Annotated in this window: 16 protein-coding genes; 14 read left to right on the forward strand and 2 right to left on the reverse strand. The window is 28.0% G+C overall.

Features of this window, described 5'->3' with window-relative positions; all coding sequences use genetic code 11:
* The first annotated feature begins 29 nt into the window (after nt 1–29).
* Both KIB46_RS02180 and KIB46_RS02185 read left to right on the forward strand, forming a co-directional pair.
* A complete protein-coding gene (locus tag KIB46_RS02180) occupies nt 30–614 on the forward strand; it encodes a TetR/AcrR family transcriptional regulator (RefSeq protein WP_291670523.1) in 585 nt (194 codons plus the stop codon).
* A 22-nt stretch (nt 615–636) separates the two neighbouring features.
* Nucleotides 637–1,173: a flavodoxin domain-containing protein gene (locus KIB46_RS02185; RefSeq protein WP_291670549.1), complete on the forward strand. Its 537-nt coding sequence runs from the start codon at nt 637–639 to the stop codon at nt 1,171–1,173.
* A 709-nt stretch (nt 1,174–1,882) separates the two neighbouring features.
* Here the strand turns inward: KIB46_RS02185 and KIB46_RS02190 are convergent.
* Nucleotides 1,883–2,383 carry an HD domain-containing protein gene (locus tag KIB46_RS02190; RefSeq protein ID WP_156560009.1) on the reverse strand — a complete coding sequence of 167 codons (501 nt, stop codon included), beginning with the start codon at nt 2,381–2,383 and terminating at the stop codon, nt 1,883–1,885.
* A 141-nt stretch (nt 2,384–2,524) separates the two neighbouring features.
* On the opposite strand from KIB46_RS02190, the gene KIB46_RS02195 reads away from it, so the two are divergent.
* From KIB46_RS02195 to KIB46_RS02225, 7 genes are all read left to right on the forward strand, one after another.
* The gene (locus KIB46_RS02195) at nt 2,525–3,778 is read left to right on the forward strand and encodes a S41 family peptidase (RefSeq protein ID WP_291670524.1); all 1,254 of its coding nucleotides are present in this window, start codon (nt 2,525–2,527) and stop codon (nt 3,776–3,778) included.
* Nucleotides 3,779–3,972: 194 nt separating this feature from the next.
* On the forward strand, nt 3,973–6,096 hold the full coding sequence (locus KIB46_RS02200; protein ID WP_291670525.1) for an ATP-binding protein: 2,124 nt from the start codon (nt 3,973–3,975) through the stop codon (nt 6,094–6,096).
* A gap of 26 nt (nt 6,097–6,122) precedes the next feature.
* On the forward strand, nt 6,123–6,485 hold the full coding sequence (locus tag KIB46_RS02205) for a hypothetical protein (RefSeq protein WP_291670526.1): 363 nt from the start codon (nt 6,123–6,125) through the stop codon (nt 6,483–6,485).
* A gap of 286 nt (nt 6,486–6,771) precedes the next feature.
* Nucleotides 6,772–7,863 (forward strand): MupG family TIM beta-alpha barrel fold protein, encoded by a 1,092-nt coding sequence (locus tag KIB46_RS02210; protein WP_291670528.1) that lies wholly within the window; start codon nt 6,772–6,774, stop codon nt 7,861–7,863.
* Nucleotides 7,864–8,077: 214 nt separating this feature from the next.
* Nucleotides 8,078–8,410 carry a hypothetical protein gene (locus KIB46_RS02215; RefSeq protein ID WP_156560019.1) on the forward strand — a complete coding sequence of 111 codons (333 nt, stop codon included), beginning with the start codon at nt 8,078–8,080 and terminating at the stop codon, nt 8,408–8,410.
* 54 nt (nt 8,411–8,464) lie between these two features.
* A complete protein-coding gene (locus tag KIB46_RS02220) occupies nt 8,465–8,833 on the forward strand; it encodes a phage holin family protein (RefSeq protein ID WP_291670531.1) in 369 nt (122 codons plus the stop codon).
* A 160-nt stretch (nt 8,834–8,993) separates the two neighbouring features.
* Nucleotides 8,994–10,502, forward strand: coding sequence for an IMP dehydrogenase (locus tag KIB46_RS02225; protein WP_291670533.1), 1,509 nt, complete (start codon nt 8,994–8,996; stop codon nt 10,500–10,502).
* Nucleotides 10,503–10,593: 91 nt separating this feature from the next.
* Here the strand turns inward: KIB46_RS02225 and KIB46_RS02230 are convergent, their stop codons facing one another.
* A complete protein-coding gene (locus KIB46_RS02230) occupies nt 10,594–11,187 on the reverse strand; it encodes a zinc dependent phospholipase C family protein (protein WP_291670535.1) in 594 nt (197 codons plus the stop codon).
* 302 nt (nt 11,188–11,489) lie between these two features.
* On the opposite strand from KIB46_RS02230, the gene KIB46_RS02235 reads away from it, so the two are divergent.
* The 5 genes from KIB46_RS02235 to KIB46_RS02255 form a co-directional block, all read left to right on the forward strand.
* Nucleotides 11,490–11,864, forward strand: coding sequence for a GntR family transcriptional regulator (locus KIB46_RS02235; protein WP_291670537.1), 375 nt, complete (start codon nt 11,490–11,492; stop codon nt 11,862–11,864).
* 5 nt (nt 11,865–11,869) lie between these two features.
* The gene (locus tag KIB46_RS02240) at nt 11,870–12,730 is read left to right on the forward strand and encodes an ABC transporter ATP-binding protein (RefSeq protein WP_291670539.1); all 861 of its coding nucleotides are present in this window, start codon (nt 11,870–11,872) and stop codon (nt 12,728–12,730) included.
* The gene (locus KIB46_RS02245) at nt 12,723–13,340 is read left to right on the forward strand and encodes an ABC-2 transporter permease (protein WP_291670541.1); all 618 of its coding nucleotides are present in this window, start codon (nt 12,723–12,725) and stop codon (nt 13,338–13,340) included. Before KIB46_RS02240 ends, KIB46_RS02245 begins: the two co-directional genes overlap by 8 nt.
* Before the next feature lie 353 nt (nt 13,341–13,693).
* Nucleotides 13,694–14,641 carry an SAM-dependent methyltransferase gene (locus KIB46_RS02250; protein WP_291670543.1) on the forward strand — a complete coding sequence of 316 codons (948 nt, stop codon included), beginning with the start codon at nt 13,694–13,696 and terminating at the stop codon, nt 14,639–14,641.
* A gap of 163 nt (nt 14,642–14,804) precedes the next feature.
* Nucleotides 14,805–15,752: SH3 domain-containing protein (locus KIB46_RS02255; RefSeq protein WP_291670545.1), on the forward strand; the 948-nt coding region annotated here is incomplete at its 3' end.

The raw sequence follows: 15,752 nt of genomic DNA on the forward strand, positions 1-15,752 counted from the left end.
GTAATAAAGTTATAAAAGAGGAGAAGAGAATGGGAAGAGAAGGACAAAACAAAAGAAGTGAACGTATGAAGCAAGAGATATTAGATACAGCTATGGAAATAGGTATAGAAGAAGGATTTGAAGCTCTAACAGTTAGAAAAATAAGTGATAGGATGGATTACACGACAGGAGTTATATATCATCACTTTAAGGATAAGCAAGAAATAATTGATGAGATTCAAAAAAATGCTAACTTAGAGATGAAGAAAAGAATTTTAGCAGTAATAAAGCCAGATGGGGGCTTTATAGAGAATGCTACTAGAGTTTTTCATAGCATAATGGAATTGGCCATTAATGAAAGGGAAAGATACAATCTTATTGTTTTGGATAAGTATTCTACAAATAGGAATGAAGAGAGTAGTGAATTTCTTCATCTCTTAGAAGCTAATATAGAAAAGGGGATAGAGCTTGGAGAAATTAAAAAGGTTGATATTAAGAAAACAGCCCTTTGTATCTGGAGTTCATTTTTAGGATTCAATTTAATTATGAGTAAAACTAATATTATAACTATGGAAGAAGCGGAAGAGTTATTTAAAGTTCAAACATCATTAATTTTTAGTGGATTAAAAAAATAAGGGGAGAAGGGAATTGAGAAGAATGGGAAAGATTATTTTAATTATTTTAGGTGTTTTGGTTGTGCTGTTTATTGCAGCTATGTTTTTTTTCAAAATCTACTTAAATCTTAATACTAAAGAATTAAGTCCAAATGAAAAGATATTAAATGGAAACGCTTATAAGAAGGCTTTAGTACTATATCAAAAATCAAAGCATGACACTGCTACTAATATTACTATGGCTTTAGCTGAAGAGCTAAATGAAAATGGATACACTGTGGTTATAAATCATCCATCCTCAGAATTGAATTATAATGTTGAAGATTATGAACTTTTAGTATTTGGTAGTGCTGTCTATATGGGAACAGTATCAGAGCCATTACAAAAATATATTGACAATGCTCCTTTAGAAGGGAAGGATGTTATAGTTTATTCTGTTGGAGGTTCTCTAGATGAAAAGCAGGAACTAGAATTGCTGAAAGATAAAGCGTCTAGAGCAAAGAGTGTTAAGGGTATTAAGGTGTCAAAGGGACAAGAGGATGTAATGAAAAGCTTTATAAAAAAGTGCATAAACAAATAAATATGTAAATATATATTTTTATAAATATATAAAGATATGTTTTTATAAATATACCAATATATAAATATGGGGAGCTCTAGAATTATTCTAGGGCTTCTTGTTTTATCTTTGGAAAATTATAATTGGAATTAAATTGTGATAGCTTCAATATTTTAATGCTAATGAAGTTTGTTTGGTCTTAAAAAATAAAGTATATGTGCAGCAAGATTTCCATCAGATAAGTTTGGAAAATTTAGATGGCAAAAAATTATGGCTTAATAATGGCCTGGGAAATTTTTTATTAATGAAATTTTACCAAGTGATCTTGAAATAAAAAATCTTGAATGAACTGTTATTACAGTGATAGAAGATGAAAAAATAAAAATGAAATCAAATATTCATTTGCTTGGTAAACTTTTTATAAAACTTGAATTAATAAGTGATGAGAGAGATAATAGATTTATTAAATGGCTTATTTCCATTGGATTAACATTAACATGAGATGTATTTAAATTTAGAAACAACTTCATGTGGTAATTGTGAAATCATTGATTAACATTAACATTAACATGATATGTATTAAATAAGGTTAGTTATATTTAGAAAATTAAAGATATGTAGAATAAAATAGCATGTCTTTATTTATTATAAAAGAAAAACCTAGAAAACTAGTTTTTTCTTTGTGAAGCAACATAACCAATAAATTAGTTTAAAGGAGCAATATGTATGTTTAAGATATCAATTTAGTCTTTAAAAAATTATGTAATAGATCTTTACCAGTTCTAGTTTTTATAATTTCTTCCATCCTATCCAAACCAATCTCATAATATCCTTCTTCAAAAACATTAATCATAAGATCAGCCTCAACTAAAACTTGAAAATCAATTCTATCTATTTTTTCATAGCAGTGATGCATCTTTATTAAATATAGTATTCTATGAATTGCTTTTTCTTCATAGCCAGCATTTTTTAAGAACTCACGAGCTAATAGGGGAGCCTCTTTTCTTTGAAGTTTTTGGCTTGCATCTCCATATTTTTCTTTACAAATTTTTATCCCTATATCATGTAATATAGCTGAGGCATGTAATACTAATTTCTCTTTTTCTGAAAGACCTTCACAGTCCCCAATGGTTTTTGCTAGAGCATAGACTTTTAAAATATGATTGCTTCTACGGTTATGACCCTCCTCAAAATTAAGTGCTGAAAGCATAAGTTTAGATTCTTTGTTCATATGTCTTCTCCTATTCACAAAATGAATTTAATGGCATTAATTATAATACAACAATGGATAATATTCAACAAATAGTAAAATATTGTATTATAAAATTTAAATGCTAAAATTATAAATGTACAAAGTTTTAGGAGGGAAAGTATGAAAAAAGGATGGGGCAAGATATTTGTTATATTAATAATATTAATTACTCCTTTATTGTTATTTTTAAATGAGAGTGAGAAGTCAACAGGACTTTCTAAGAAAGATAAGGTAGAAGAAGTTGAATATCTTTGTAAAACTATAGAAGAGAATTATCCTTTTTTAGAGGTTAATGAAAGGCTTACAGGGATAGATTGGCTTAGTAAGAAAGAAGAATATATAAAGAAAGCTAAAAAAACTAAAAGTGATGAAGAATATTTAGGTGTAATAAGCAATATGATTTTTGAATTACATAATGGACATACGCAAATTCTTAGGAATAAAGAAGAAGTTATGGGGTTATATCATATTTATATTCATAATAATAATTGGCAAAGAAGTATGGTAGATGTGATTAAAGATGAAAAAGTTATGAACAGATATGGAATTAATAAAGAGGACCTAGAAAAAGGTGAAAATCAAGAGAATACAGAAAGTACATCAAAGCAGGTTAATGTGAATGCTAGGGTTAAAGATATAGTTTCGGGGAAGGTGGGATATGTTGAAGTCCCTCAAATGATAAGCTTTTTTGAAATGGATAAAGATGAAAAACTACTTAGTGATTATTTTAATAAGGTGAAGAATTATCAAGCTTTAGTAATTGATATTAGAGGAAACAGTGGTGGTGATTCAGCTTATTGGATGATGAATATTGTTGAAAAGCTTGCATCAAAACCCTATAGTAGTACAACTTACGTATTTCTAAAGGATGGGGAAGTAATTAATAAATATAAGGAAGAACTTAAAAAAGTTAGTGAAGATCCTTATGAAAGTATAGAAAATCTAGATACAACAAAGCTTCCTAATCTTCCTCCTGAAGTAGAGGAGAAATTTAAGTATTATGATGAGTTTACAATGACAATAACCCCTAATGATTCAGTTAATTTTAAAGGAAATATATATTTGTTAGTGGATAATGTAGTATATTCATCTGCTGAAGCCTTTGCAGTTTTTTCTAAGGATTCAGGCTTTGCAACATTAATAGGAAAGACAACTGGTGGAGATGGTTTAGGTAGTGATCCTATTCTTTTATCCCTTCCTAAAAGTGGCTATATTTTAAGGATGTCTAAGGATATGGGAACTTCATATGATGGAACATGTAACGAGGAATACAAAACTATTCCAGATTATGAAGTTACAATTGCTAGGAAGAAAGAGAATTACCTGGCTGATGAATGTATACAAAAGGTGTTAGAACTTGAAAATTTAAAATAGTAAAAAGGACTATGTAATTAAATATTCATAGTCCTTTTTTGTTTAATTATTACTTGGTTACATCTTAATTTAGAAGAGTAGGAAGACAAAAATATGAATATTCTTAAAGTTCTATATATAAAATATTACAAAATTGTTGATAAATGTAAAATTGAAGTTATAATATATTATAGAGTTAATTTAGGAGGCATAATATGTTTAATAGTTTTGTTAATAAGAGTTATGTTACTTCAACAGAGATTGAGGAATTATTAAGAAGTTCTATTGATAAATATGATGAGTGCATATGGATTAAAAATATAAATGGTAAATATCTTTATGTTAATAATAGTTTTTGTGATGTTATAGGACGAGAAAAAGAATATTTATTAGAAAATAATTGTAAAGAAATATTTGATAGAAGATGCTATAAGATTGATATTGAAAATGACAGAGGGGTAATTAAAAATAAGAAGTATAGTATTATAAATAAATATTTGTGTATTAATGGTAAGGAGTGTTTGCTGCATGTTCACAAGATTCCTATAATTGATAGTAATGATAAATGCGTATCATTAATTGCAATAGCAAAACAGTTAGATAGTAATAAGCTTAATGATGAGAAGTATTTAGATTATGGCGACTTTACAGCTATTATTACAGAAAATAGAGATAAGATTAACTTAAATAATTATAATGATATATTAAGTTATATAGAAGAAATTAATGATGATGAATCTGTTTTTGGTGTTAGTGTATGGATACTTAAAGATAAGTCAAAACTTAAAAAGATGGTGGGGGTTGGTGTATTAGATAAATTTTTATATGATTATGAAGTAAACTTATCTAGGCATGATATTCATTACTTAAAGAGTATTAATTCAGATTTGTTACTACCTAAATACGAGGAAATGATAGCAGATTTTTACAGAAAAAATAAACTTTATAAAATCTATGATAAGCTATTTAAGGGCACAGATAAATTAATCATTCCTATATTAGTAGACAACAATTTATTCGGAATCATAAATTTATTTTGTAATATGGAAAATTATACAAAGAAAACTGAAAAGTATTTAAAAAGTGTGGCTAGTAGAATTGCCTATAGAATTCAAAATATAGAGTTATCAAAAGTAATAGCAGAACAGTTTTCTAAAAAAGTGAGAATAGAAAATGATCTGAATATTTTTTTGAAACTTTCAACTGACTTATGTATCTTAATAGACTTAAAAGGAAATATAAAGAAAGTTAGTTCTAATGCAATAGAACTTTTAGGGTGGGGAAAAGAAGAACTATCTAAAATGACAATTGATAATATTATAGAGTTAACAGAGCAAAGTATAGATTTAAATGAAATTTATACGAATCATAGTCATAAATGTTATGGAGGTATATTTAAGCTTAGATGTAAAAATGGATTTTTTAAAGTTATGGAATGGTATTATTATAATGAATCCGCTACTGAGCAGATATACATAGTTGGAAGTGAGATAAGCTTTATTTTTAGATTAGAGGAGGAACTAAAAGAGATTGAAAATAAATTGAAGGAGGAGGTTTATAAATCAAAATTTATATCTAACATTTCTCATGAGTTTAGAACTCCTATTAATATTATACTTTCAACAATACAGCTACTAGAGCTATATGAAGGAGATAATAAAAGTGGTGAAAGATATAGATATCTTACTACTGTCAAGAATAATGGATATAGATTATTACGGCTTATAAATAATCTGATTGATTTGAATAATATTGAAAGTGGAAAAATAAAACTTAATAAAGTAATTATAAATATTGTTTCATTAGTAGAAGATATAGTTAATTCTATAGTTGATTATGTTGGTAGAATGAAAAGGAATATTATTTTTGATACCGATGAGGAAGAGGTTTTTCTATCTGTAGATATTAAAAGAATAGAAAAGGTAATTTTAAATTTAATTTCAAATGCTATTAAGTTTACAGATGAGGGTGGCAATATTGAAGTTTATATAGAAACAGATTGGAAAGAAAGTAGAGTATATATATATGTTAAAGATGACGGTGTAGGTATTCCACAGAAAGATATAAAAACTATCTTTAATATATTTAATCAGGTAGATAGTACATTTTCTAGAAGAGCAGAGGGGAGTGGAATAGGGCTTTGCTTAATAAAAGCATTTGTAGAAATGCATGGTGGAGGTATATTATTAAAAAGTAAATTAGGAGTTGGGTCTAGGTTTGGTTTTTACTTACCTATAGACCAAATTAGACCAAAAGAAATAGTATATAATACGGAGAACACATGGGATTCAGCATTTAAAAGCGCTGAAATTGAGTTCTCTGATATATATGATATTTAGTTTTTAAAAATATAAGAGGTGTAATTGTGAAGGGTTGGGCAAATTTAAACTTAAATGAAATAAAGTTTGCATGTAATAGTAAATATAGCAAAATAAACTTTAGTTGTATGTCCTTTTATAAACAGATCCAGTTTATTTTACAAATGCTAAAATATTATGGATTTAGTAGCTTTTCAGTAGAAGATGTAAATACTATGTATCAATTGATAAATGTAAAACCTATTGAAAATACTAATGATGTAGGATATATACTAACAAAGCTTAATACTAAGGATATTGAAACAAGGCTATATGAAGAGATATTGTTACATGGATATAAAAAAGGATACATAGAAGATAGTAATATATATATGAGTAAGAGATTAAATTATAAAGAAAGAAATGACTAGAATATTAAATTAATAGAGATAAAGTTTAATTTATATGAAGGTGCAAACGTAAATCTTGCATCTTATTTTTATGTTAAAATATACTTAAAATAAAAGTTGAGGTGTTAAGGATTGATGATGCAAAATTTTAAAGATAAAGATGTATTAGATGAGGCTAAAAAGATGACAGATTCTGAAGTCATTGAGTATATTAAAGGACTTATTGAGGATATTGAATTTGAAAAAAATATATAAATTAGATAATATGTAACTGTAAGCATAAATATTAAGATATAGGAGTGGTATTATGGGGATAGGTATAAGTGTTTATCCACTATTAAGTTCAAAGGAAGATAACTTAAATTATATAAAAAAGGCTTATGATTTAGGTTATTCAAGAATTTTCACATCAATGCTTGAGGTTGATTCTGAAAAGGAAAAGGCTCTTAAACAAATAGAGTGTTATAGAGAAATAATGAATTATGCTAAAAACTTAGGAATGAGAGTTTTTATAGATATAAATCCTCAGGTCCTTAAGAATATTGGGGTAGACCCAACTGATTTAAAGTTTTTTCTTGAATTAGGTGTTACTGGAATAAGATTAGATGGAATATTTAATGGAATTCATGAAATGATGATGACGTATAATGAGTATAATTTAGATATAGAAATAAATGGTTCATTAAATACATCCTATGCAAATAATATAGTTGATTTTGGGTGCAAGAAAGAAAAGCTATTTGTATGCCATAATTTCTATCCTGAAGAATATACAGGTCTTTCTTTAGAGTTCTTTAATAACTGTATGGACAGGCATAAATCATTGGGATTAAAGACAGGAGCTTTTGTAAATGGAACTAAAGGTGGCAAGATGGGACCTTGGCCTACTAATGATGGTCTTCCAACATTAGAAAAACACAGATATAAAGATATAATAGCTCAAGCAGATGAATTATTTGCCTTAGGTGTAGATGATGTAATAATAGGAAATGCCTTTGCTACAAATGAAGAGTTAGAAGCTTTAGCTAATTTAGATAAAGATATAATTAAGCTTAAATTTAAAGCATCAAAAGAATTAACAGAGGTAGAAAAAAACTTCTTTAATAAGGTCATTAATGATAGACATGAAAGTAGTGAGCAAATAATAAGATATTCTATGGGAAGAGTAGAGTTTAAGAATACATCAATTCCAAGTGATAATACTGGAAACAAGGTTGTTAAAAGAGGTACTGTTCTTATAAATAATGATGAATATCTAAATTATAAAGGAGAATTAATAGTTGCAAGAGAAGAGTTAAAAATAGATAACAGAAGAAATGTTATAGGTGTTATTGAAGAGGATTATTTAGATTTATTAGATTATATTAAGTATGGCAAAAAGTTCATTATTGAAAATTAAAAGTAAAAGGGGTTGTATCAAATAATAAATTATTTTGATACAGCCCTCTTAATTTAGAATTTTCAATTATTCTAAATGTATTAAGGGGTAGATAGAAAGTTAATAAAATGTTAAAAACTCTACACTAAGAGAATAAATATGGACATCTATATAGGTGTATATATATGCTAAAATATAAAATATAAAATCTTTGTAATAAAGAAGGAGAAGTATTATGAGCGGGGGATATGAGGGGATATACAAATTAATTTCTATTGATAAAGAAAATGCTTTATATGCATATTCAGGAGATAATTTTAGCTTTCCAGCTGAGGAAAAGTTAGCTGACTCATTAGATGGTAGACTTCAAATTAATTTATCTGTTTTGGAAAATAATGAGTGTTTTGATTGTTTTAAAAAAGGAAAAGTTAGGGTTCTAAAGGATTGTTATTATGCTGAAAAAAATGAGTTGGGAATAGATATTTTTGCTTTTAGAGCAGTTCTTAATATCTTAAAAAGGTATGATGAAAGCAAGGAATTACCTAAAGACGGTCATTGGGTAGTATAAAATGTATAGGTATTAAATTATAGAACATACTAAACCTATAAAGGAGGTTCTTGTATGGGATATAATGGTAAAAAAAATACTTCTGATAGTAATACTTTTTTAAGGTGGATAGGAAGAATGGTAATAGTAGCTATTATTTTAGGAGTTACATCTTTTTTAACACCTGGATTTACTATCTATGGATTATGGTCATATTTAATTGCAGCAGTTGTAATATCTGCTCTCGATTATTTAGTAGAGTCTTTTATGAATGAGAATATATCGCCTTTTGGTAAAGGGATAAAGGGATTTCTAATTTCTGCTGTTATTATTTATGTAGCACAATTCTTCGTTCCATATATGGGAGTATCAATAATTGGTGCAATACTAGCAGCAGTTGTTATTGGCATATTAGATGCTATTTTCCCTATAAAAGTTTTATAATTATTTCTTCAGTATAAGATGAGTGGATATTTATTTTGATGTATTTAAGCAAAATAAATATCCACTTTACTTTTTTCTTTGGAATATTTAATATATGTTATTGTAAAAATATGGTACAATGGTTATAATTATCATTAAAAATATTATTGGAGGCATAGAAATGGCGTATTATTTTAATGAACCATCACATACATTTAGTGAGTATTTATTGGTGCCAGGATACTCATCAGCAGAATGTATACCAGCAAAAGCAAGTTTAAGAACACCAATTGTAAAGTTTAAAAAAGGTGAAGAACCTTCTATTACTATGAATATTCCTCTTGTTTCTGCGGTTATGCAGTCAGTATCAGATGATAAAATGGCTATAGCCCTTGCTAAAGAGGGGGGAATATCATTTATATATGGTTCTCAAACTATTAAAAATCAAGCTGAAATGGTAAGAAGAGTTAAAAACTATAAAGCTGGATTTGTTACTAGTGATTCAAGTATAAAACCTAACGAAACTCTTGAAGATATACTTAATTTGAAAGAAAAAACAGGACATAGCACAGTTGCAGTAACAGATGATGGAACATCCACAGGAAAATTGGTTGGAATTGTTACAAGTAGAGATTATCGTATAAGTCGTATGGACAAGTCTGCAAAGGTTTCTGAATTTATGACACCTATAGACAAGGTTATTTATGCAAAGGAAGGAATAAGTCTTAGTGAGGCAAACGATATAATTTGGGATAATAAACTTAATGCACTTCCAATATTAAATGATGAACAAAGACTTGTTGCTTTCGTTTTTAGAAAGGATTATGATTCTCACAAAGAAAATCCAAATGAGCTTTTAGATGAACAAAAGAGATTTGTTGTAGGAGCTGGAATTAATACAAGAGACTATGAAGAAAGGGTGCCAGCATTAATAGATGCAGGAGTAGACATTCTTTGTATAGATTCATCTGAAGGCTTTACAGAATGGCAAAAGAGAACTATTGCCTTTATTCGTGAAAAATATGGTGATAAGGTAAAGGTTGGGGCTGGAAACATAGTAGATAGAGAAGGCTTTAGATTCCTAGCTGAAGCAGGAGCAGATTTTATAAAGATAGGTATAGGTGGAGGATCTATATGTATTACTCGTGAAACCAAAGGTATTGGAAGAGGACAAGCTACAGCTGTAATTGAGGTTGCAAAAGCACGTGATGAATATTATAAGGAAACAGGAATCTATATTCCAATATGTTCTGATGGTGGAATAGTTCATGATTATCATATTACCTTAGCTCTTGCCATGGGAGCAGATTTCTGTATGCTTGGTAGGTATTTTTCAAGATTTGAAGAAAGCCCAACAAATAAAGTAATTATAAATGGTAACTATATGAAGGAATATTGGGGAGAAGGTTCTGCAAGAGCAAGAAATTGGCAAAGGTATGATATGGGTGGAGCAAGTAAGCTTTCCTTTGAAGAGGGAGTAGATTCCTATGTTCCTTATGCAGGACACTTACATGGTAATTTAGAAGTTACCTTAGCAAAAATTAAATCAACTATGTGTAATTGTGGGGCTTTAACTATTCCAGAGCTTCAAGAAAAGGCAAGGATAACTTTAGTTTCATCTACAAGTATAGTTGAAGGTGGAGCACATGATGTTTTGTTAAAAGACAAAAATGGAATGACAGTTAAATAATTAAGGTTAAAAAGTAATAAGAATATAAAAAAAACACCACTATTGTTGGTGTTTTTTTTATATTCTTACTTATAAGTTACTATCTTTTTTATTAGTTAGTGAAGGCTAGTTTTCTATAAATTATGCTATAAGATGTACAAAGATTAAATAAAGAATTAAACACAGTAGAGCATACCTCTGTAGCATTTATATAATCCCATTTATAACTAGGGTCTCCAAGTCTATATAATTTAATTTGTTCAATAATATAAGAATTCAAGGTTTCTGGTTCGTATAATATATTTGAATTTTCAGTGTTTATATTATTATCTATTGCCACTTCGCTACTTTCCTCATCAAGTATAAACTTCTCTAAGTCATTTTCGTATTTAAGATGTTTTCTTAAGGAATTGAAGTTTCCTCTTATATGAGCATAACAACAGAAATCACATAAATAATGAACTATTATACCTGCTCTTATAGAGTTAAATATATTAAGTTTACCTGAGTTTGAGATTTTTTCTATTTTGCTATAAACATATTCTGATGATTCTTCAAAGTAATGAGGATGAACTTTATATGAAGCAATTAAGTCAGGTAATATTGTTCCAAGATAAAAAAATGGTGAGTAATATTTTAATAAAACATTATCCTTGTTATTGTTTATTATCTTTTTTGCTATAAATAAATGCGTTTTTAATTTCATAAAATCTAGCTCCCGTAAAAATTTTGTTACGTGGTTTTATTATATGCAAAAGTTCTCAAATTACTAACTTAAATATAACGGAGATAATTAAAAAAGTAAAACTGTAATTGTTACCTATAAGGGAATTTATTGTTCCGTAAAGTTTTCAAGTAGCTAAATTTAATATTATATTACTATGTTTTGAAATATTTTTCATTTAAATAGTATACATAATGTGGAAGAATATGAAAAATTAATATTGACTGTAGTGTATATACGTGTTAATATCTGTATATAGACAGTATATACACTTAGGAGGGAAAATGAATATATTAATTAGTAATTCTTCATCAGTTCCATTATATGAACAAATTTCTAACCAAGTAAAAAATCAGATATTAAATGGTGAATTAAAGCCTAGTGAAGCCTTACCTTCAATAAGAATGCTAGCAAAAGATTTGAGGGTAAGTATTATAACAACTAAAAGAGCATATGAAGAACTTGAAAAAGAAGGTTTTATAAAAACAGTAGCTGGAAAAGGAACCTTTGTTTCAGAAGGTAATTCTGACAGACTTAAGGAAGCAGCTATATGTGAAATAGAAAGTAAGTTAGATGATGCTATTAGCCAAGCTAAAGCTATTGGATTAACATTGGATGAATGCTTAGAAATATTTAAAAGTTTATTTTTGGAGGAGTAATTTTTATGAAAGCTATAGAATTTAAAGGAGTTAAAAAAAGAAGAGGGAAGTTTCAACTCTCTATAGATGATTTGTTAATTGAAAGTGGATACATAACAGGTTTCATTGGACCCAATGGTTCAGGTAAAACTACAACAATAAAATTAATAATGAATATGCTCAAGGTGGATTCTGGAATCATAAAGGTTTTTAATAATGATATACAAGATTATTTTACTTATAAAAGTGAAATTGGTTATGTAGGGGATGAAGCAGGTTTTCTAGATACTGTTAAGGTAAAAAATATAAAAAAGTACATGAGTAATTTTTATGAAAAATGGGATGAAGGTTTATATAAAAATTATATAAATAGGTTTAGAATAGATGAAAATAAGGCATATAAAGATCTTTCAAAGGGTCAGAAAAAACAATTTGAACTTATAATTGCCTTATGTCATCATCCAAAGCTAATTATTATGGATGAGCCAACTGCTAACTTAGATCCAAGGGTTAGAAGTGAATTGTTAGAAATGCTTCAGGAGCATATTGAAAGAGAGGAAGCAACAGTTTTTTATTCCACTCATATAACATCTGATTTAGAAAAGAGAGCAGATTATATAGTTATGATTTATGAAGGTAAAATAATTTTAACTGGAATAAAAGATGAAATATTAGAAGAGCATGCCATTATAAGGGGAAAAGCTGAACTTTTGGATATAGAATCTGAGAAAATTTTAAGAGGAATTAAAATAAATAGGTATGGATTTGAAGGAATGACATCTGATAAAAATAAAGCTTATGAGATATTTGGTAAAGAAGTGGTTTATGATAAGGCCACTTTAGAAGATATTTTATTATTTTATACTAGAGGTGATGAGAATGCGTAATGTTATAAGTCTTGTTAAAATGCAATTTGAAAATTTATTTTCATTAAATAGAACTTTTTTAGCCATGATTGGAATAAGTGTATTTATACCTTTTGTAATTCCAGAGATGGCTACATATGCTGTTGGGATAATAGTTATAGCATTTACAAATATTACAGTTGGAAGAGAGAAAGCATGTAATATTGATAATCTTGTGAGAACACTACCAATAAAGGTAAATGAATATATTTTATCTAGATATGTATTTGGAATAATAGGAATTTTCATTTCTATGGCAATTATGTCCATAGTAGCATTATTGTTAGAGGGAAGCCCATATATATCAGTAGAAAGTGTTATAATATCAGCTCTTGTACTTGGAAGTGTAATAGTAGGAATAATAACTCCTATTGTAACAATATTAGGTCCTGAAAGGGGTAAGATAGTTGTAATTCTTCTTACACTTTTACCACTTATGTTTATAATGAAATTACCTGAGATATTAAGTGGTATAAACATAAATATATTAAATAAGAATATACTATTTTTACTAACTATGTTGATTACAATACTAATAATGTATATATCTTATTTAGTAACAGCTAATATATACAAGAGAATAGAACTTTAATTGTAGACATGCGTCTTTATTGATGCATGTCTTTTTATAATATTATCACAAAGAAATGAGGCAAGGTGAAAAAATAAGTTTATAATCTTACAGATAAAGATGTAAAAAAATTGAGGCTTTTATATTTACAGCTATATGGAAATTTAGTAGATAAATTTAATAATGTTGAAATAGATTTTTCGCTTAGTCCTGATGAAGATATTAATTTAGGAAATATATTTGGACTGTTTTCATATATGTATATTTTAAGGGGGCGCTATGGGAATTTACGAAAGAGATTTAAGCTTACCTGTATTTGGACTTTAGATATGTTATACTTATATTAATCTAAGTTATTGAAAGGAAATCATTATATGTTAAAAAATATAAATACAGATGATAAAAAGTATATATATGTTGCAAATTATCCTCCTTATGAAAAGGAGTTATATAAAATGGAGATGAAGTCTTTATTTAAGAATGATATAGAAGAAAAGTACTTTTTCTCTGATATATGGATTAATCCTTCAAGAAGTCCATTTATAAAAGAAGCTTTAAAAGTTATTTATGAAGGGGATAGTGTAGAAGAAATTTGTGACAAGATAAAGGAAGACAAATTATCTTATGAAGCTTTTAAGGTTATCTATGTTAAAGCAGAAGAGAAGAACACTACATATGAAGAGAGATTAAATAGTTTAAGGGCAGTTGGTTTTGTTATAACTGGTGAGCCTGATATTCATAACCCTAGAGTAAGAATTGGAATTAGCAAAATAGGGGACAAGTGGTATTTGGGTGAATATGAAAAGAACGACTTTGAATGGCATATTCATGATAAAAAGCCTTACTCATATTCAAATTCCTTAGGGTTAAAGCTGGCAAGAGCCTTAGTTAATATAGCCGCAGGAAATGACTTTAATATAAAAATGGTGGACCCTTGTTGTGGAGTAGGAACTGTTGTTATAGAAGGGGTGTCCATGGGATTTAATATTAAAGGATTTGATATTAATAAACAGATCTGTAGTAATGCTAGACGAAATTTAGAGTTCTTTGGTTATAATGATGTGGTTAAAGGAATGGATATTAAAGACATAGAAGAGAAATTTGATGTGGCAATAATAGATTTACCTTATGGATTATTTACACCAATAAGACCTAATGAACAGATGAATATTATAAACTCTGCAAGGAAAATAGCAGATAAATTAATTTTAGTTACATTTGAAGATATGGATGAATTTGTGTATAATGCTGGATTTAAAATTATTGATAGATGTAAGGTATCTAAAGGGAAATTTATTAGATACATAAGTATTTGTATTTAAATGAGGGTGCTCACAAAAAGTGATGCACCCTCAATTTTTGTAAAAAAACTGCTAAATTTATCAATATGTATAGGAATGATGGCTAACTTAGTATATAATGTAAAATGAGTATGATAATATTCGATAAATAATTACAATATAGTTATTAAGGAGAGTATTTTGTATGAATAAGAAAAAAATACTACAAATAATTTTAGCTGGTGCAACTTTTTCAGGAGGAATGTCATTAGCTAATAGTTCTGTAGCTGCTACTGAATTAACTAATGATAATATTTTGGATGTAGAAAGTATTATTAATTTAAATGAATCATATGAAGGAAAGATTGTAAATGTTGATAGTAATTTGAGAGTAAGAGAAGGTGCAAGCTTACAATCAACTGTTATAGGGTATTTAGTAAATGGTGAAGTAGTTAATATAAAGGGCGAAACTGAAGAATGGTATAGAATTGACTTTAAAGGACATGAAGCATATGTATCAAAGGAATATATAGAGGTTAATACTTTATCAAAAGCATCTAGAACAGTTCAAAAGGGACAGGTGTATAACACAGATGGAGTAGGGCTAAATGTTAGACAAGCTGCTAGTTCAACTTCAGCAAAAATAGGAATATTAAAAGATGGTGAAGTTGTACAAATTAATTCTAAAAGTGGAGATTGGTATAATATAAGTTATGGTAATAAAACAGGATTTGTACATAGCCAATATATTAAGCTTATTCAAACAACTGAATCTGGTACAAATACTAACATAACTAAAGGAAAAGTAAATAATATTACAAGCAATCTTAGAGTTAGACAAGCTCCAAGCACTAGTGCTTTAACTATTGGTTACCTTTTAAGTGGACAAGAGGTTGAAATAACTGGTGAAAGTGGAGACTGGTATAAAATTAACTTCAATGGGAAAGTAGGATATTCTCATAAAGATTACATAACAAAAATATCTAATGGTTCAAGTGGTTCATCAAATAATAATAGTGGGTCAACTGTTACAGAAAAAGATGGAACTGTAAACGCAACAGAGGGATTAAGAGTAAGAGAAGGAGCAGGAACAAACACTAAGATACTAGGAGTATTAAATCATGGTTCATCTGTTAAAATAGTTGATACTAAT

It is taken from the genome of Clostridium sp. (assembly GCF_018372875.1).
GTDB lineage: Bacteria > Bacillota > Clostridia > Clostridiales > Clostridiaceae > Clostridium.